The following is a 16,687-nucleotide window of genomic DNA, read 5'->3' as shown; positions in this document are numbered from 1 at the left end:
CCGCGGGCGTCAGCGCGCCGGGCCGGCGGCGGTCTGGCCGAAGAGGATCTTCTTGCCCTCCTCGGTCACCGCCGCGCGGCCGGTCCACGGTTCCCCCTTTTCGTAAGCGCGCACGGTCGCCGGGCGGCTGCGGACGGCGTCGAACCAGCGGCGCATATTGGGGAAGGCGTCCAGGTCCTGCTGCTGGCGCTTCCACGGCACGATCCAGGGATAGCAGGCCATGTCGGCGATGGTGTAGGCGTCGCCGGCGATGAAGGCCCGTCCCTCCAGCCGGCGGTCGAGCACGCCGTAGAGCCGGTTCGTCTCCTTGACGTAGCGGTCCATGGCGTAGGGGATGCGCTCCGGCGCGTACTGGACGAAATGGTGGTTCTGCCCGGCCATGGGGCCGAGCCCGCCGACCTGCCAGAACAGCCACTCCATCACCGTCTTGCGGGCCCGCGGCTCCGCCGGCAGGAAGCGGCCGGTCTTCTCGCCGAGATAGACGAGGATGGCGCCGGACTCGAACACCGGCACCGGCTCCCCGCCGTCGGCCGGGGTGTGGTCGACGATGGCGGGCATGCGGTTGTTGGGCGCGATCGCCAGGAACTCCGGCTTGAACTGATCGCCCGCCGAGATGTCCACGGGCAGGATGCGGTACTCCAGCCCCGCCTCTTCCAGGAACATGGTGATCTTGTGCCCGTTCGGCGTGGGCCAGTAATGCAGATCGATCATCAGGACACTCCCGAACCTATGGTCGGGCAGGGACATAGGGCGGACCCGCCGGAAGGATACCCTCCGCCGTCGCGGGACGGTCAGGACGCGGGGTCGGAGGGTGCGGAGCCGCCGGTGGGCCAGGTGGACAGGGCATGCTCGGCCACGGCCATGAGCATGTCGCGGCTGAAGCCGGCTTTGGCCTGCACCGCCATGCCGTGAAGGACCGCCGTCAGGAACGCCGCCAGGACGTCGCTTCGAGCGGTTTCCGGCAGGTCACCCTCCGCCCTGGCCCGGTCGAAGCGTTCACGCAGCAGCGCTTCGCCGGCCGCGCGCGCATCGATCAGCGCCTGTCGCACGGGTTCCGCGTCGTCCGACCCCGCCAGCACGCCGTTGATGCCGAGGCAGCCGGTGTGGTCGGGATAGCGGGTGTTGAGGTCGACCGCACCGTGCAGGAGATGCGCGGCGACCCGGCGCGCCGTGGGCTGTGCCAGGGCTTCCGGGAGATAATCCAGATACCGCTCGTAGTAGCGGGCAAGGGCGCGGCGGAAGAGCGCCTCCTTGTTGCCGAACGCGGCGTAGAGGGCCGGCCGCTCGACCCCGGTCGCCGCGGTCAGGTCGGCGTAGGACGCCCCCTCATAGCCCTTGCGCCAGAACACGCGCATGGCGGCGTCGAGTGCCGTATCCACGTCAAACTCGCGATGGCGCCCCATCGGCCAACCCACCCATTTCGTAACGACCGTTAATAAACCACTTGACAGTCCGGCTGTCCAATTCCATACCGATCGTTATCGTAACGACCGTTACGTTAGTCAATGCCACCGGGCGCCGGGACCACGCGGCGGCCGGTGGCGAATGGAAGGGATACCCATGTCGAACATGCTGAAGGGCAAGGTTGCCCTCGTTACCGGCGGCTCGCGCGGACTGGGTGCTGCGGCAGCGGAGGCGCTTGCCGATCAGGGTGCGGACGTCGCGATCAGCTACGTCGCGTCGGCGGAGAAGGCCCGGGCCGTCGTCGAGACCCTGAAGGCGAAGGGTGTCCGGGCTCTCGCGGTCCGGAGCGACCAGGCCGACCCGGCGGCGGCCAAGCCGCTGATCGACGCGGTGGTGGCGGAATTCGGCCGGCTCGACATCCTCGTCAACAACGCGGCGATCGCCGTGCAGGGCAGGACGGTCGACGATCCCGGCCCGGATACGGTCAATCTCGATCGGCAGTGGCAGATCAACGTCATGGGCGTGGTGGCGACGACGCGGGCGGCGGCCCCGGTGCTGTCGGACGGCGGCCGGATCATCTTCATCGGGTCGATCCTGGGCAGCCGTGTCCCGTTTGCCGGTGTTGCCGACTATGCGGGAACCAAGGCGGCCATCGCGGGATACGCCAGGGGTGTGGCCCGCGACCTCGGCCGCCGCAACATCACGGTCAACGTCGTCCAGCCCGGCATCATGCCGACCGATATGGCGGCGGACGTGCGCGACAACCTCCCCGCCGCCATCATGGACCTGCACCCCATCCGCCGCATCGCGACGCTGGAGGAGGTGTCGGCCACCATCTGCTTCCTGGCCGGCCCGCACGGGGGATACATCACCGGCGCCTCGGTCGACGTGGGCGGCGGCGTGCAGATCTGATGCCGCCGGCCGATCGATGACCCGGCGTTGATCGGCAGCCTCCTGCCGGCGGCATTGTCCGGGGCCGCCGACAGGAGCGCAGAGGCGCCGGTGGCGGGTGCGTCGGCATTGCGCGAACTCGGCGCGTTGCGCCGGCGGCAGGTGTGGCTTTCCCTGGACATCGCCTCCGTCGGGTTCGGCGGCCTGTTTGCCGTCTACACCTATCTCGTTTCGACGCTCGAAATCTCGACGAAGGCATCCCCGGGGCGCTGTGGCGATCGTCCCGGGGGTCTTCGGGTTGGGGATGTCGTTCGGCAACTTCCTGGCCCCCTATGTCGCCAGGCGGAGCGTGGAGGCGGCCGCACTGTACCCGTTGAGCGTCTCGCATCTCTGGTCCATTTCGCTCGCCGTCTTCGCGATCGGCTGCGGCGGCGGACCGGGAACCATTCTGCAGATGCGGCTGATGGAGGTCGCGGGTGATGCCCAAAGCCTGGCGGCCTCCCTGAATCACTCCGCCTTCAATGTCGCGAACGCACTCGGGCCCTGGCTGGGCGGGATGGCCATTGCCGCCGGCTACGGCTGGTCGTCGACGGGCTGGATCGGCTCCGGGTTGGATATGGGGGGCGCTGTTGCCGGATCGCCGGGCCGGGGGCGGGGGAGGGCGGTGACGCCACCGCCTCACCCCGCATGCTTGGCCCCGGCATGGGTGTCCAGGAACCGCCGGCAGGCGTCGAAGTCCTGCGCGGCGTCGTCGGGAAGGGCCATGCCCTTGCGCTCGGCCAGGGTTCGGGCGAAGTCCAGCATGCGGTCGGTCGGAGCCTTGCGGCGGGCGGCCGCGGCGGAGGCGGGGGGCGGCGCCGGAGCCGGTGCCGGTGCCGGATCGACAGCGGGCTTGCGGCGGCGCGGGGCGCGCCCGGCGGTGCCGGTGCTCTTGCCGGTGGAGGCCCGGCGCCGGCCGGCGCGGACCTTCGGGGCGGGGGCGCCGAGGTCGATGGCGCGGGCGCCGCCGTTGCACAGGGTGCCGATCAGGCGACCGGCCTCCTCGGCGATGGCGTCGATGACCGCGCGGAAGTCGGCCCGGCCGGTCACCACCTCGTCCAGGCGCATCTCCCAGACCGCGGTGGTGCCGGGATCCACCAGCGCCGGGGCGGCGGCCCGCAGCACCTCGAACAGGTCCATGCCCGCCGGTGTCGGGACCAGCCACTTGCCGTCGTTGCCCAGCAGGTTCTGGCGCTTCAGCCCCTTGATGATCTCGGCCCGGGTGGCCGGGGTGCCGATACCCTTGGCCTCCTTCAGCCGGTCGCGCAGGGCCGGGTCGGTGACGAAGCGCCAGGCGTTCTGCATGGCGTCCACCAGCGTGCCCTCGTTGTAGCGCGGCGGCGGCTGGGTGCGTTTGGCCTCCACCTTCGGGTCGGTCAGGGTCGCCGTCTCGCCGTCGGTCAGCGCCGGCAGGTCCTGCTCCTCCTCCGGGACCGGCGGGCCGTCCTGCTGCTCGGCGGCGGTGTAGACCGCCTTCCAGCCGAGCCGCAGCGGGATGCGGCCGGTGGCGCGGAACGGGGCGGGGGCGCCGCCGGGGACCGGCACCGTCATCGCCGCGGTGGTCTGGCGGTATTCGAAATCCGGCATCACCGCCGCCAGGTAGGACCGGCAGACCAGGGCGAACAGCTTGCGCTCGTCCTCCGACAGGCGGGACAGCCGCGGCTCCAGGTCGTCCATCACGTTGACGTTGGGGACGATGGCGTGGTGCGACACGCCCTCCAGCGCGCGGTCGCAGAAATGGCCGGACTTGCCGCGGCGGATCACCGGACGGGCGATGTCGAGATGGGCGAAACCGCGCAGGCGCGTCAGCGCCGCGACGATGGCCGGCACATCGGCGATCTGGTTCTCCGCCAGATGGCGCGCCTCGGCGCGGGGATAGGTGATGAGCTTCTTGCCCTCACCGTCGTAGAGCGCCTGGGCGACCTCCAGCGTGCGCTCGGCGCTCCAGCCCCAGCGCTGGCCGCAGGTCTTCTGCAGGGAGGGCAGGTCGAACAGCTTGGGCGGCGCCTGCCGCCGCTCCTCCACCGTCACCGCCAGCGGGCCGGCGTGATCGGCGGCGGCGGCGGCCACCGCCTCCGCCCGCGCCCGGTCCCGGATGCGGTCCTTGGGCGGCGGGGCGTGGCGCATCAGGAAGGAGCCGGCGGCGACGGTGGCGGTGGCCACCACCTCGAAATAATCCTCCGGCTTGAAGTCGCGGATCTCCCGCTCGCGCAGGCAGACGATGGCCAGGGTGGGAGTCTTGACCCGGCCGATGCCGATGACGCCCCGGACGCCCGGTGCCAGCAGCGCCCGCGTCGCCGTGCGAGTGAGCGTCAGGTTGAAGATCTGGTCGGCCTGCCGGCGCGCCACCGCCGCCTCGTAGAGGGGACGCATCTCCTCGTTGGCCTTCAGCCGCTCGAACGCCTGGCGGATGGTCTTCGGGTCCTGGGCGGTGAACAGGGCGCGCCGCACCCGGCCGCGGAAGCCCAGATGCTCCAGGATCTCCTGACCGATCAACTGCCCTTCGCGGTCGCAGTCGGTGGCCAGGATCACCTCCCCGCAGCCCTTGAGCGCCGCCGCGATGGCCTTCAGCTTGGCCGGCTTGTTGCCGTGGGTGTCGGGGCGGGTGGGGTAGAGCCCGTCGGGCTTCAACAGCACCGGCGCCCAGCGCTTCCACGCGGGGTCCACCTCCTCCGGCTCGGCCAGGCGCAGCAGGTGGCCCTCCGCCGGTAGGATGGTGCCGTGGCGGGTTCCGAGCGCGGCGCGCAGATCCTTGGCCTGGCTGCCTTTTTCGGTGATGATCAGGGTTGCCATGGTGTGCGTCTCAACGGTTGGGAACACCATACGGCACAAGCGTGAACGGAGCAAGAACGTTTGACGCAGCCCCCTCGGGTGCGGTAGAGCGGCGCCCGTTGCCCCCGCACGCAGCACGCCCCCGACCCGGGGCGAGGACCCTATGCCTCCCTTGTCCAAGTCCCTGTCCCCGTCGCTGTTCGAGGAGCCGGAGCAGCCGGCCGCCGCGGGCGTTCCCTACGCCCACGATGATCTGGCGCGTGTCTTCGACGCGCGGACGCTGCGGCGCGGCCGCACCCTGATCATGGCCGGTGCGGTGCGACTCGGCGAGACCGACGGGCGGATCACGGCGGGGGTCGAGGATCTGGGCCGCACCCTTGCCGTGGTGGCGATCCCGGTGACGCGCGGCCGCCGCGTCGCCTTCGAGCGCAAGTGCTCCTGCGGCCGCACCGCCTGCGCCCATATGGCGGCCACCCTGCTGCTGGCCCTCGACACCCTGCCGGCGTGGCGCCAGCCGACGTTGCTGGACCTGATGGGGACGGGGGAGGCGCCGCCGCCGCCCGCTCCCATTTCCGCTCCGCCTCCCGCCCCGGCCCCAACCACCGTCCCGGCCCCGCCGCCGACACCGAAGCGGGAGCCGGTCTACCGCGTGCGCTGGACGATGGAGCCGGGAGGCGACGACATCGCCCTGTTCGTGTCCGCCGGCCTGGTTGCCGAGGGGGAGGAGGGGGTGCCACCCCTGCCGGCCACCCCGCGTGACGTCCTGGAGCGCGCCGGCCGCGACCCGGCCGCCGACGCCGATGCCGACCGGGCGGTGGCCCGGCTGCTGGGCGGCGGCGGGGTGGTGCGGGCACCGGTTCCCCGGGGGCGGGGGGAAGCCATCGACCGTCTGCTGCGCCGTCTGCTGGAGACGGGGCGGCTGCACTGGCGCGGCGGCATCCCGCTGGCGGAGGGGCCGGTGCGGACGGTGCGGGCGTTCCGTGATCCCGGCTCGCGCAAACTGCGCGCCACCGGTCTGCCGAAGGACGGGGCGCTGATCCGCGGCGTCGCCACCTGGTGCGTCGACCCCGGCGCCGGTCGGCTGTGCCGCGTGGAGTTCCAGGTGGTGGAACCGCCCCGTCCGAAGGCCGCCGAGCCGCCGCCCCGGTTGCCTCCCCCCGCCCCGCGCCGGCCGGAACCGCCTGCGGCGGCATTGCGCGTGGCCGCGTCGGCCGAGCCGACCATCGTGGAGCGGGAACCGGCCATCGTGGTCCGGCTGGGCCGCGTGGTGTCGCCGGCGGAAGGGCTGGTGGAGGCGCTGCGCCTGACCTTCGACTATGGCGACCCCGGCGCTCCGGCCCCGGTGGAGGCGGACGACCAGCGCCAGTTCGCCCGCGTCGAGGCGGACGGCGAGGTGCTGTTCGTGCGCCGCGCCGCGTCGGTCGAGCGGGCGGCCCTGGACCGGCTGGCCGGGATGGGCTTCTCCCAGGGCCGCATCGACCCGCCGCGCGGTGCGCTGAACGCCCGCGGCACGCGCGTGCACTGGATGACCGGCCGTGACGCGGCGGAGCGCTGGCGCGACTTCCTCACGGTGCAGGTTCCGGCGCTGCGCGCCGACGGCTGGACCGTGGACGCCGAGGACGGCTTCGGCGCCCGCGTCGTCGAGGCCGGCGACGCCGTGGCGGTGGCGGTGCGGGACGCCGGTGACGGCTGGTTCGACCTGGACGTGGGCGTGGAGATCGACGGGGAGCGGCGGCCCCTGCTGCCTATCCTGGCGCTGCTGGTGGACCGCGGCGGCATGGATGCGGTGCGGGTGGTCGACGGGCGCGCCCATGTGGTGCTGGACGACGGCACCGTCCTGGCCCTGCCGGCGGAGCGGGTGGAGCGGCTGCTGAGCGTGCTGGAGGCGATGCTGGCCGCCGGCCGGCGGACCGAGGGCGCCCTGCGCCTGCCGCTGGCCGAGGCCGACGCCCTGGTGGACATCGACGACCTCGTCGCGCGGCGCCCCGACGAGACGCCGCAGATCGACGCCTATCTGCGCCGCATCCGCGACACCGGTACCCTGCCGCCGGTGGCGGTGCCCGACACGTTCCGCGCCACCCTGCGCGACTACCAGCGCGACGGCGTGGCGTGGTTGCAGAGCCTGCGGGCGGGCGGGGTGGCCGGCATCCTGGCCGACGACATGGGGCTGGGCAAGACGGCGCAGACCCTGGCCCACATCGCCGTCGAGCACGCGGCCGGCCGCCTGACCGACCCCTGCCTGATCGTCGTGCCCACCAGCCTGGTGCCCAACTGGGTGGACGAGGCGCGGCGCTTCACGCCGCACCTGCGCGTCCTGGTGCTGCACGGCACCGAACGCCACGGGCGGCGCGACGAGGTGGCCGGGGCGGACATCGTCGTCACCACCTACGGCGTCGTCGCCCGCGACTCCGACCTGATGAAGGCGCGCACCTGGCACCTGGTGGTCCTGGACGAGGCGCAGGCCATCAAGAATCCCGACAGCAAGGCGACTCGGGCGGTCTGCACGCTGCGCGCCCGCCACCGGCTGTGCCTGTCCGGCACCCCCGTGGAGAACAACCTGGGGGAGCTGTGGAGCCAGTTCGCGTTCCTGATGCCCGGCCTGCTGGGTGACCGCAAGGACTTCCGGACGCGCTTCCGCACGCCCATCGAGAAGCGCGGCGACGCCACCCGCGCCAAGCTGCTGCTGCGCCGCATCCGGCCATTCCTGCTGCGCCGCACCAAGGCGGAGGTGGCCAAGGAACTGCCGCCCAAGACCGAGATCGTGCTGCGCATCGACCTGGACCGCGCGCAGCGCGACCTCTACGAGACGATCCGCCTGTCGGTGCACGAGAAGGTGCGGGCGGCCATCGCCGCCAGCGGCCTGTCGCGCAGCGCCATCACCGTGATCGACGCGCTGCTGAAGCTGCGCCAGGTGTGCTGCGACCCGCGCCTGGTGAAGATCCCGGCAGCGCGCAGCGTGCATGAGAGCGCCAAGCTCGCCTCCGTCACCGCCATGCTGCGCGAGATGGTGCCGGAGGGTCGGCGCATCCTGGTGTTCTCCCAGTTCACGTCCATGCTCGACCTGATCAAGGGGGAGCTGGACAAGGCCCGCATCGCCTATGTGGAACTGACCGGCAAGACGGTGGACCGGGCGACGCCGGTGGCGCGATTCCAGGCCGGCGAGGTGCCGGTGTTCCTCATCAGCCTGAAGGCCGGAGGCCGCGGCCTGAACCTCACCGCCGCCGACACGGTGATCCACTACGACCCCTGGTGGAACCCCGCCGCCGAGGACCAGGCGACCGACCGCGCCTACCGGATCGGCCAGGACAAGCCGGTCTTCGTCTACAAGATGATCGCCGCCGACACGGTGGAGGAACGCATCCTCGACCTGCAGCGGCGCAAGGGCAACCTGTCGGCCGCCACCATCGAAGGCGCCGGCCTGGCCGGTGCCCTGGCCGGTGACGACATCGACTTCCTGTTCAAGGCCGGTGAGGACGAGTAGCCCGACGAAAAAACCCTCCCCCGCGTCAGCGGGGAAGGGTTGTGTGGGAGCCCGAAGCCGAAGCCCCGAAGCCGAAGCCGTCACATCCGCGGCGGGCTGCCGGCGTTGTCGCGGTTGGTGTTGTTGCCGCTTTGCAGGCTGAAGATCACCTGACCCAGGAGCTGCTCCAGGCCGGGCGTGCTCTGGGTGTACTGGATGCGGCCACCGGCGGCGATCATCTGGTCTTCGCCGCCCGGTTCCAGGGACAGGAACTTGCCGCCCAGCAGGCTCTCGCTGGCGATCACCGCGGCGGTGTCGGCCGGCAGCTTTATGTCGCGGTCGACCGTCATCCGCACCACCGCCTGATAGGTGTTGGGATCGAGGGTCAGGCCCGTCACCGTGCCGACCTTGACACCGCTGATTCGCACGTCGGCGCCGCTTTGCAGGCCGGTGATGCTGGAGAACGCCGCCGACACCTCGTAGCCGTCGATCCGGCGCAGGTCGGCGCTGGTGTAGGCGAAGACAAGGAAAAAGGCGGCAACGACCAGGACGACTCCGCCCAGGACGGTCTCGATAACGTTGCGGCGCATCAGCTACTCCTCACGAACCCCGGTTCACGACGGGGTCCAGGGCTCGTAATCGCCGGTGGCGCGGCTGCGCTCGCCGCCCTCCAACACGTGCCCCGGGGGGCGGTAGGCGTGCAGGGAACCGGAGGCGTTCGGCTCGTGCTCCTGCTGCCACGGCTTGTGATAGGGGCTGGTCTTCTCCGGCAGGGGAGTCTTCACGGTGTGGTGCAGCCACAGGTGCCACTCCGGCGGCACCTTGGATGCCTCCGGCTCACCGTTGTAGACGACCCAGCGCCGTTCCCGGCGGGCGCCGTTGGCCTTCTTGTCACGGTAGTACTTGTTGCCGAAGCGGTCGGTACCGACCAGCTCTCCCCGGCGCCAGGTGACGTAATTGATGTGGATGTTGGCCATCCACGAAATGAGGGAGACTTTTTCGCTCATCTTCGGCCGTCGTCGGAGTGTCCGGCCCGAAAGGGGGGCCTGTCGGAAGCGGGCGCACTATGACACCGCGGGTCGCGTCCGTCCACTGTCTCGGCACCGTTTTCCGGGCGCCGGGGCGGGCTCAGGCGAAGCGCCGCTCGGTCAGCAGCAGGCGCACCGCGAAGCCCAGGAACAGCACGCCGCACAGCCCGTCGAGCACGCCGCGCAGGCGGGCACTGGTCAGCGCCGCCCGGGCCGCCCCGGCGCTCGCCGCCGCGACGCCGAGCAGGAACAGGCAGCCGCCGACGGCGAGGATCAGGCCCAGAAGGAAGGTCTGTAGCGCCACCGCCCCGCGGTCCGGCGCCACGAACTGCGGCACGAAGGCGAGATAGAACAGGATGACCTTGGGGTTCAGCAGGTTGGTCAGCAGGGCCGTGGCAAAGATGGTGCGGGCCGGTGCGGGGGCCGCCGCCGGAACGGCCGCCGCGCCGGTACGCCGCGCCACCGCCAGCGACCACAGCGCCCGGCCGCCGATCCATGCGAGGTAAGCGGCGCCCACGTAGCGCAGCGTGTCGAACAGCGCCGGCGAGGCGGCGATCAGGGCGGACACCCCCGCCGCGGCGAGCAGCGCGTGCACCACGTTGCCCAGCGTGATCCCCGCGGTCGCCACGAATCCGGCCTGCCGCCCATTGGTGACGCTGCGCGACAGGACGAGCAGGGAATCGGGCCCCGGCGCCAGGATCAGCAGCACGACGGCCACGAGGTAGAGCTGGAGAAGATGCGGATCGAGCGGCATCGGCGGGAACCTTCAGGAGCATGCGGGCAGGGCAGCCTACAGCAGCCGGACCGCAGCCGTCCCATGCGGAGGCTGCAAGGGTGCCGTCAATCCGGCCAGCGGCGGTGCAGCCACAGCCATTCCTCCGGCCGCTCGCGGATCCACGCCTCCAGCAGGGCGTTCAGGCGCACCATGGCGTCGCGGACGTCGGCGGTGCGGTTGCCGGTGGCCGGCAGGTCCAGCGGTGGCAGCACGGTGATGCGGAAGTGCGCACCGCCGAGACGCTCGGTGCGCGTCGGCAGCAGGGGGAGTCCCAGGCGCAGGGCAAGCTGCGCTGCCGCCGGGGCGGTCATGGCGTCGCGGCCGAAGAAGGGGATGGGGATGCCGTCGTTCATCTTCTGGTCGATCAGCAGCCCGGCGTGGCCGCCCTTTGTCAGGTGGCGGATCAGCGTGCGGGCACCCTCCGCGCCCTTGGGTATCTGGGTGGCGGTGGCGGCACCGCGCAGACGGGTCAGCAGCCGGTCGACGTAGGGGTTGTTGGGCGCCCGGTACACCAGTGCGAGGTGCAGCCCCAGGGCGTGCGAGGCGACCGGCTGGATCTCCCAGTTGGCCAGGTGGCCGGAGACCAGCAGACCGGCCTTGCCGTCGTCGCGCAGGTCCGCGATGCGCTCGGCCCCCACCACCTCGGTGCGCCCGCCGGGACCGACCGTGCCGAGCGTGCGCAGGTGCGGGTATTCCGCCATGGTGCGGCCCAGGTTGTCCCACATGCCGCGGATGATCCGGTCGATGTCGCCGGGCGCCTTGTCGGGAAAGGCGCGGGTCAGGTTGCGCCGCGCCCGCGCCGTGCCCGGCAGCAGCGGACCGACGGTGCGGCCGATCCAGCCGCCGAGCGCCGACGCGGCGTCCACCGGCAGCACCCGGAACAGGCCGACGAAGGCATAGGCCAGCGCGGCCTCCAGCGGGTGGGACACCTGCGCCGTAAGCCAGCGGCGCACGGGGCTGCGGGGGCGCGCCATCACACGGACTCCGGGACCGGCGGGGCGACCCGGTCGAGCAGGCGGTCCAGCGCCGCCGGGTCCCGCCATGCCACGGTGACCGGCAGCACCCGCACCATGGCGCGCGCCGCCTCGGGCAGGCGGGCCGCGTCCTTGGCGGTGGTGACCGGCGTGGCTCCCAGCGCCGCGGCGCGCTCCGCCAGGCGCATCACCTCGTTGGGGGTGAAGGGGTGATGGTCGGGGAAGGGCACCGCCTCGACCACGAGGGCGCCGAGGTCGCGCAGGGTGGCGAAGAACTTCTCCGGACGGCCGATGCCGGCGAAGGCCAGGACCGGGCGCTCCCGCAGGGCCGCAGCCTCCGCCGTCGGCTCCAGCCGGGCGTGCAGGACGGGGAGGGGGGCGGCGAGTGCGGCGATTCCGGCCCGGTCCTCCCCCATCACCACCACCGCGTCGGCACGGGCCAGGCCCTCCGCCACCGGTTCCCGCAGGGGGCCGGCGGGGACGAGGCGGCCGTTGCCGAATCCCACGGCGCCGTCCACCACCACCAGCGACAGGTCCTTGTGCAGGTGCGGGTTCTGGAAACCGTCGTCCAGGATCAGCAGGCCGGCGCCGGCCGCCGCCGCCGCTTGGGCCCCGGCTGCGCGGTCGCGCGCCACCCAGGTGGGGGCGTGCGCCGCCAGCAGCAGCGCCTCGTCACCCACCGCCGCGGTGTCGTGGCGGGCGAGGTCCACGGCCAGCGGCCCGCGTTCCGCCCCGCCGTGGCCGCGCGTCAGGAACCCCACCGCCCGCCCGCGGTCCTTCAGGGCCGCTGCGACGGCGATGGCGACGGGGGTCTTGCCGGCGCCGCCGGCTACCAGATTGCCGATGCAGATCACGGGAACCGGCGCCCGCCGGGGCGTGGTGCACGCCCGGCGCAGCCGTCCGGCAAGGCCGTAGAGGGCTCCCAGGGGGCTGAGCAGCCGTGCCGCCGGCCCGTCCGGCCGGTACCAGAAGCCCGGCGTCTTCACGGCGCACCGGTGCGGGCCGCGACCAGCGGGGCGAGGAGCGGCGTCAGGGCGGCCATGGCGCGGTCGACGATGCGGGCGTTCTCGGTGGTGACGCGGGTGGCGCCGGCGACCACCGCGGCGCGGGCGGTGCCGTCGGTCAGCAGCCGGCCGACGGCGGCGGGGAGATCCTCCGCCCCGGCCAGCGGCACGGCGCCCCCGGCCGCTTCCAGGCTGCGGGTGATCTCCGCGAAGTTCCACATGTGCGGGCCGTACAGCACGGCGCAGCCGAGCTGCGCCGGCTCCACCGGGTTCTGGCCGCCGTGTGGCACGAAGGAACCGCCCATGCACACCACCGGTGCCACCCGGTAGAGCACCCCCAGCTCGCCCAGCGTGTCGGCCACGTACACGGCGTCCGTCGGGGCGGGCAGGGCGCCGGTGGAGCGGCGCGCGCTCATCAGGCCGCGGGACGCCAGCATGCCGGCTATGGCCGAACCGCGGTGGGGGTGGCGCGGCGCCACCACCGTCAGCAGGCCGGGCAACCGATCGGCGAGGGCGGCGTGGGCGGCGGCGGCCAGTTCATCCTCGCCGGGGTGGGTGCTGGACATCAGCCACAGCGGCCGTCCCGCGACCGCATCGCGCAGCGCCGCCAGGGCCGCCGCATCGGCGGCCGGCGCGGCCGCGGAGAACTTCAGGTTGCCGACGCAACGCACCTCGGCACCCCCCAGCGCCCGCAGCCGCTCGGCATCGGTGTCCGTCTGGGCCAGGGTCAGCCGGAATGTGGACAGCAGGGACGCGGCGAATCCCGGCAGCCGCCGCCAGCGGGCGAAGGAGCGAGCCGACAGACGCGCGTTGACCAGGGCGGCGGGGATGCCGCGGCGGCGGATGGCGGTCAGCAGGTTGGGCCAGATCTCCGATTCCACCCACAGCGCCAGGTCCGGGCGCCAGTGGTCGAGGAAGCGGTCCACCGCGTCGGGAAGGTCCACCGGCACATACTGGTGCAGGGCTCCCGGCGGCAGGCGCCGCGCCATCAGGTTGGCCGACGAGACCGTCCCCGTGGTCATCAGCACGGTGAGGCCGGGTGCCGTGTCCAGCAGCCGCTCGATCAGCACAAGGACGGAGTTGGCCTCGCCCACGCTGGCGGCGTGCACCCACACCAGCGGTCCGGCGGGCCGCTCCCGCCCGGGCCGTCCCAGCCGTTCCCCCTGGCGTTCGGGATCTTCCTTGCCGGCGGCCCGGCGCCGGTCGAGGTACAGACGGACCGCCGGCCCGGCGATCGTCGTCAGGCCGCGGTACAGAACGTGGAGCATGGACTTACAGAGCATCCGAACTGGGGCGCGCCCCGCCGGCATCCCCCGGCGGCGCGGCGGACCTTAGCACGCCGACCGGCGGATCAGAAACAGGACGTTCCGACGCCTTCGGTCAGGTGAACGGCCTGAGGTTGGCGAGGAACTGTTCGGCCGATTTGCGCCAGGAGAAGCTGAGGGCGTATTCCCGGCAGCGGTCGCGGGGGATGGAGAGCGCGCTTTCGATGGCGTGCCGCAGGTCCTCGTTCAGACAGCCCACGGGGGTGCCGTTCAGCACGTCGAGCGGACCGGGGACGGGGTAGGCGGCAACCGGCACGCCGGACGCCAGCGCCTCCAGCAGCACCAGGCCGAAGGTGTCGGTGCGCGAGGGGAAAACAAAGACGTCGGCGGCGGCATAATGGTGGGCCAGCGCCTCACCGTGCTGGGCGCCGCACCACACGGCCTCGGGATACTTCGCCTGCAGCTCGGCCCGCGCCGGCCCGTCGCCGACCACCACCTTGGTGCCCGGCAGGTCGCGGATCTTCAGGAAATCCTCGAGATTCTTCTCCACCGCCACACGGCCGACGTACATCAGGATCGGGCGCGGCAGATCCTGCAGCAGCGGGGGCAGGGTGCGGCCTTCGGGGCGGAACAGATCGGTGTCGACGCCGCGGGTCCAGCGGCGGATGTTGGTGAAGCCGCGGGCCCGCAGGTCCTGCTCGATGGACGGGGTGGCCACCATCACCGCCGCCGCCGGCTTGTGGAAACGCCGGACCACGGCGTAGCTGAGGGCGAGCGGAATCGGCATACGGTCGCGCACGTATTCCGGAAAGCGCGTGTGATAGGCTGTGGTGAAGGGGATGTCGCGCTTCAGGCAGTAGCGGCGCGCCGCGTGGCCCAGCGGCCCTTCGGTGGCCACGTGGATGCAGTCCGGCCGCAGGGCGTCGATCATCGACGACAGCCGCCGGCCGGCGCCCAGCGCCAGGCGGATCTCCGGATAGGTGGGCATGGGAATGGTGCGGAAGCGGTCGGGGCCGATGACCTCGACCACGTGGCCCATCCTCTCCAGCTCGGCGCGCACGGTCGCGATGGTCCGCACCACGCCGTTCACCTGGGGGTGCCAGGCGTCGGTGATGATGAGGATGTTCACGCGGCCGCCTTGACCCTGATCGACTCCCGGAGCCGCAAGACTTCCGCCCAGTTGATGATTTCCAGCTCGCCGGTTTCGTGCTCTACCAAGGCGGTGCAGGATTCGACCCAGTCGCCGTCGTTGCAATAGAGTACGCCTTCCATGTCCCGCATCTCTGCGTTGTGAATGTGTCCGCAGATGATGCCGTCAACGTCGCGCCGCCGCGCTTCCTCGGCCAGTGCCTCTTCGTACTTCCCGATGTACTCGACCGCGCTCTTGGCCTTGTGCTTGAGATAGGCGGATACGGACCAGTACGTAAAGCCCATTTTTCGGCGCAGCCAGTTGAACGCCGTGTTCACATTCAACAGGAACACATAGGCATGGTCGCCGATCAGCGCGAGCCACTTGGCGTATTTGACCACGGCGTCGAACTGGTCGCCGTGGGTAACGAGGAAGCGGCGGCCGTCGGCCCCGGTGTGGATCACCTCCTCCACCACATGGACGCCGCCGAACTGCAGGCCGACATATTCGCGGGCCGCCTCGTCGTGGTTGCCGGGGACGTAGTAGACCTTGGCGCCCTTGCGGGCCCGCCGAAGGATCTTCTGGACCACGTCGTTGTGCGCCTGCGGCCAGTACCAGCTCTTGCGCAGCCGCCACCCGTCGACGATGTCGCCGACGAGGTAGAGGTATTCCGACTCGTTGTGCTTCAGGAAATCCAGAAGCATGTCGGCCTTGCATCCCCGCGTTCCCAGGTGGACGTCGGAGATCCAGATGCTGCGGTATCGTTTCACGCCGGAGGTCCCGTCCATACCCGCACTCCGTCCCTGGTGCGACAAGGGATTGTCAATCGAAGCTCCCTATACCGCTAACTGTGGTCCTTGACAATACTCCTGTCATCGACGACTTAACCTGCGAAGGTTCTTGGGAGACTGGTGTGGCACTGTCAAAATTATTTGTTTTGTTTGTCATCGCCCTGTAACAAATACCGCAACGTTTCGCCGCTGAGGATCTCGCGCGTGAAGGCATTCCTTACCGACCCGGCCGCCGGGCCGTCCGTGTCCGGGGCGCCGGCCGTTCTGCCGCGCCGTCGCTTTCTGGTGATTCACAATCCCGTGGCCGGTGCCCGGCGGGGCCGTTACCTGCGCACCACGCTGGACGTGCTGGCCCAGCGCTATGGCGCCTCGGTGACGGTGCAGGCCACCACGGGCCGCGGCGACGCCGAATCGCTGGCGCGCAGCCTCATTCCCGGCGCCTACGACGCGGTCGCGGTGGCCGGCGGCGACGGCACCATCAACGAGGCGGTCAACGGCCTGGCCGCCCGCAGCCCGGAGGAGGCGGTAATCCCGCTGGGCGTGGTGCCGCTGGGTACCGCCAACGTGCTGGCCCACGAGCTGGGCCTGCCCCTGGATCCCGCCGGAACCGCCGGGGTGCTGGCCATGGGGGCGGAGCGGCTGATCCACCCCGGCGTCGCCAACGGCCGCTGCTTCGTCATGATGGCCGGGGCCGGGCTGGACGCGCAGGTGGTGGAGCGCGTCGATCCCGGCATCAAGCGCCTGATCGGCAAGGGCGCCTACGTGCTGGAGACGGTGCGCCAACTGGTGTCGGCCCGCGGCCGGCGGTTCCGGGTCTCCGTGGACGGCCGATCGCGGGATGTGGCGTCGGTCATCGTCGCCAACGGCCATTTCTACGGCGGCACCTTCGTCTGCGCCCCCGACGCGTGCCTGACCGACCCGCGGCTGCACGTCTGCCTGTTCCCCGGCATGGGGCGATGGAACGCCGTGCGCTACGTGTGGGGCGTCACGGCCGGCCGGCTCAAACACTTCCGCGACTACAGCATCGTCCCGGCCGAGCGGGTGATCATCGAGGGGGAGCCGGGCGAGGCGATCCAGGGCGACGGCGACGTCATCGCCCGCGTGCCCGCGGAGATCGCCGTGTCGCCCCGGACGCTGCCGGTGCTGGCGGGCTGA

General features: G+C 71.8%; 14 protein-coding genes. 3 read left to right on the top strand and 11 right to left on the bottom strand.

Annotation, left to right across the window (positions count from 1 at the left end; all coding sequences use genetic code 11):
- Positions 1 to 9 precede the first annotated feature (9 nt).
- Together G472_RS0103105 and G472_RS0103100 are read right to left on the bottom strand one after the other, a co-directional pair.
- Positions 10 to 711 (bottom strand): glutathione binding-like protein, encoded by a 702-nt coding sequence (locus tag G472_RS0103105; RefSeq protein ID WP_029007201.1) that lies wholly within the window; start codon positions 709 to 711, stop codon positions 10 to 12.
- An 80-nt stretch (positions 712 to 791) separates the two neighbouring features.
- Positions 792 to 1,379, bottom strand: a complete 588-nt coding sequence (locus tag G472_RS0103100) for a TetR/AcrR family transcriptional regulator (protein ID WP_245593371.1) — start codon at positions 1,377 to 1,379, stop codon at positions 792 to 794.
- A 181-nt stretch (positions 1,380 to 1,560) separates the two neighbouring features.
- Between G472_RS0103100 and G472_RS0103095 the strand changes: the two genes are divergently transcribed.
- Positions 1,561 to 2,316 (top strand): SDR family NAD(P)-dependent oxidoreductase, encoded by a 756-nt coding sequence (locus G472_RS0103095; protein ID WP_029007199.1) that lies wholly within the window; start codon positions 1,561 to 1,563, stop codon positions 2,314 to 2,316.
- 657 nt (positions 2,317 to 2,973) lie between these two features.
- On the opposite strand, the gene G472_RS0103090 is transcribed toward G472_RS0103095, so the two are convergent.
- Positions 2,974 to 5,127 carry a DNA topoisomerase gene (locus G472_RS0103090; protein ID WP_035690956.1) on the bottom strand — a complete coding sequence of 718 codons (2,154 nt, stop codon included), beginning with the start codon at positions 5,125 to 5,127 and terminating at the stop codon, positions 2,974 to 2,976.
- 151 nt (positions 5,128 to 5,278) lie between these two features.
- On the opposite strand from G472_RS0103090, the gene G472_RS0103085 reads away from it, so the two are divergent.
- Positions 5,279 to 8,587 carry a DEAD/DEAH box helicase gene (locus G472_RS0103085; protein ID WP_029007197.1) on the top strand — a complete coding sequence of 1,103 codons (3,309 nt, stop codon included), beginning with the start codon at positions 5,279 to 5,281 and terminating at the stop codon, positions 8,585 to 8,587.
- Positions 8,588 to 8,667: 80 nt separating this feature from the next.
- Here the strand turns inward: G472_RS0103085 and mlaD are convergent, their stop codons facing one another.
- The 8 genes from mlaD to G472_RS30955 all read right to left on the bottom strand — a co-directional run bounded on the left by mlaD (position 8,668) and on the right by G472_RS30955 (position 15,529).
- Positions 8,668 to 9,156: an outer membrane lipid asymmetry maintenance protein MlaD gene (gene mlaD, locus G472_RS0103080; protein WP_029007196.1), complete on the bottom strand. Its 489-nt coding sequence runs from the start codon at positions 9,154 to 9,156 to the stop codon at positions 8,668 to 8,670.
- A gap of 24 nt (positions 9,157 to 9,180) precedes the next feature.
- Positions 9,181 to 9,573, bottom strand: coding sequence for an NADH:ubiquinone oxidoreductase subunit NDUFA12 (locus G472_RS0103075; RefSeq protein ID WP_029007195.1), 393 nt, complete (start codon positions 9,571 to 9,573; stop codon positions 9,181 to 9,183).
- A 121-nt stretch (positions 9,574 to 9,694) separates the two neighbouring features.
- A complete protein-coding gene (locus G472_RS0103070) occupies positions 9,695 to 10,348 on the bottom strand; it encodes a LysE family transporter (RefSeq protein ID WP_029007194.1) in 654 nt (217 codons plus the stop codon).
- An 86-nt stretch (positions 10,349 to 10,434) separates the two neighbouring features.
- Positions 10,435 to 11,343: an LpxL/LpxP family acyltransferase gene (locus G472_RS0103065; RefSeq protein ID WP_029007193.1), complete on the bottom strand. Its 909-nt coding sequence runs from the start codon at positions 11,341 to 11,343 to the stop codon at positions 10,435 to 10,437.
- Positions 11,343 to 12,329 carry a tetraacyldisaccharide 4'-kinase gene (gene lpxK, locus G472_RS0103060; protein ID WP_029007192.1) on the bottom strand — a complete coding sequence of 329 codons (987 nt, stop codon included), beginning with the start codon at positions 12,327 to 12,329 and terminating at the stop codon, positions 11,343 to 11,345. Before lpxK ends, G472_RS0103065 begins: the two co-directional genes overlap by 1 nt.
- Positions 12,326 to 13,615, bottom strand: a complete 1,290-nt coding sequence (locus G472_RS0103055; protein ID WP_029007191.1) for a 3-deoxy-D-manno-octulosonic acid transferase — start codon at positions 13,613 to 13,615, stop codon at positions 12,326 to 12,328. The genes lpxK and G472_RS0103055 overlap by 4 nt, the downstream gene beginning before the upstream one ends.
- 112 nt (positions 13,616 to 13,727) lie before the next feature.
- Complete coding sequence (locus G472_RS0103050; RefSeq protein WP_029007190.1) at positions 13,728 to 14,741, bottom strand: glycosyltransferase family 4 protein; 1,014 nt, start codon at positions 14,739 to 14,741, stop codon at positions 13,728 to 13,730.
- The gene (locus G472_RS30955; protein WP_035690731.1) at positions 14,738 to 15,529 is read right to left on the bottom strand and encodes a UDP-2,3-diacylglucosamine diphosphatase; all 792 of its coding nucleotides are present in this window, start codon (positions 15,527 to 15,529) and stop codon (positions 14,738 to 14,740) included. The genes G472_RS0103050 and G472_RS30955 overlap by 4 nt, the downstream gene beginning before the upstream one ends.
- Positions 15,530 to 15,736: 207 nt before the next feature.
- Between G472_RS30955 and G472_RS0103040 the strand changes: the two genes are divergently transcribed.
- Positions 15,737 to 16,687, top strand: coding sequence for a diacylglycerol/lipid kinase family protein (locus tag G472_RS0103040; RefSeq protein ID WP_051340235.1), 951 nt, complete (start codon positions 15,737 to 15,739; stop codon positions 16,685 to 16,687).

Source organism: Azospirillum halopraeferens DSM 3675, assembly GCF_000429625.1.
Lineage (GTDB): Bacteria > Pseudomonadota > Alphaproteobacteria > Azospirillales > Azospirillaceae > Azospirillum > Azospirillum halopraeferens.
Note: the sequence above shows the minus strand (reverse complement) of the source record. Positions and strands in the feature narration are given on the sequence as shown.

Bases quoted from the DNA above. Each gene is read 5' to 3' on its own strand.
- G472_RS0103105 (WP_029007201.1), bottom strand. From the start codon at position 711: ATGATCGATCTGCATTACTGGCCCACGCCGAACGGGCACAAGATCACC.
- G472_RS0103095 (WP_029007199.1), top strand. From the start codon at position 1,561: ATGTCGAACATGCTGAAGGGCAAGGTTGCCCTCGTTACCGGCGGCTCG.
- G472_RS0103090 (WP_035690956.1), bottom strand. From the start codon at position 5,127: ATGGCAACCCTGATCATCACCGAAAAAGGCAGCCAGGCCAAGGATCTG.
- mlaD (WP_029007196.1), bottom strand. From the start codon at position 9,156: ATGCGCCGCAACGTTATCGAGACCGTCCTGGGCGGAGTCGTCCTGGTC.
- G472_RS0103075 (WP_029007195.1), bottom strand. From the start codon at position 9,573: ATGAGCGAAAAAGTCTCCCTCATTTCGTGGATGGCCAACATCCACATC.
- G472_RS0103070 (WP_029007194.1), bottom strand. From the start codon at position 10,348: ATGCCGCTCGATCCGCATCTTCTCCAGCTCTACCTCGTGGCCGTCGTG.
- G472_RS0103065 (WP_029007193.1), bottom strand. From the start codon at position 11,343: ATGGCGCGCCCCCGCAGCCCCGTGCGCCGCTGGCTTACGGCGCAGGTG.
- G472_RS0103055 (WP_029007191.1), bottom strand. From the start codon at position 13,615: ATGCTCCACGTTCTGTACCGCGGCCTGACGACGATCGCCGGGCCGGCG.
- G472_RS30955 (WP_035690731.1), bottom strand. From the start codon at position 15,529: ATGGACGGGACCTCCGGCGTGAAACGATACCGCAGCATCTGGATCTCC.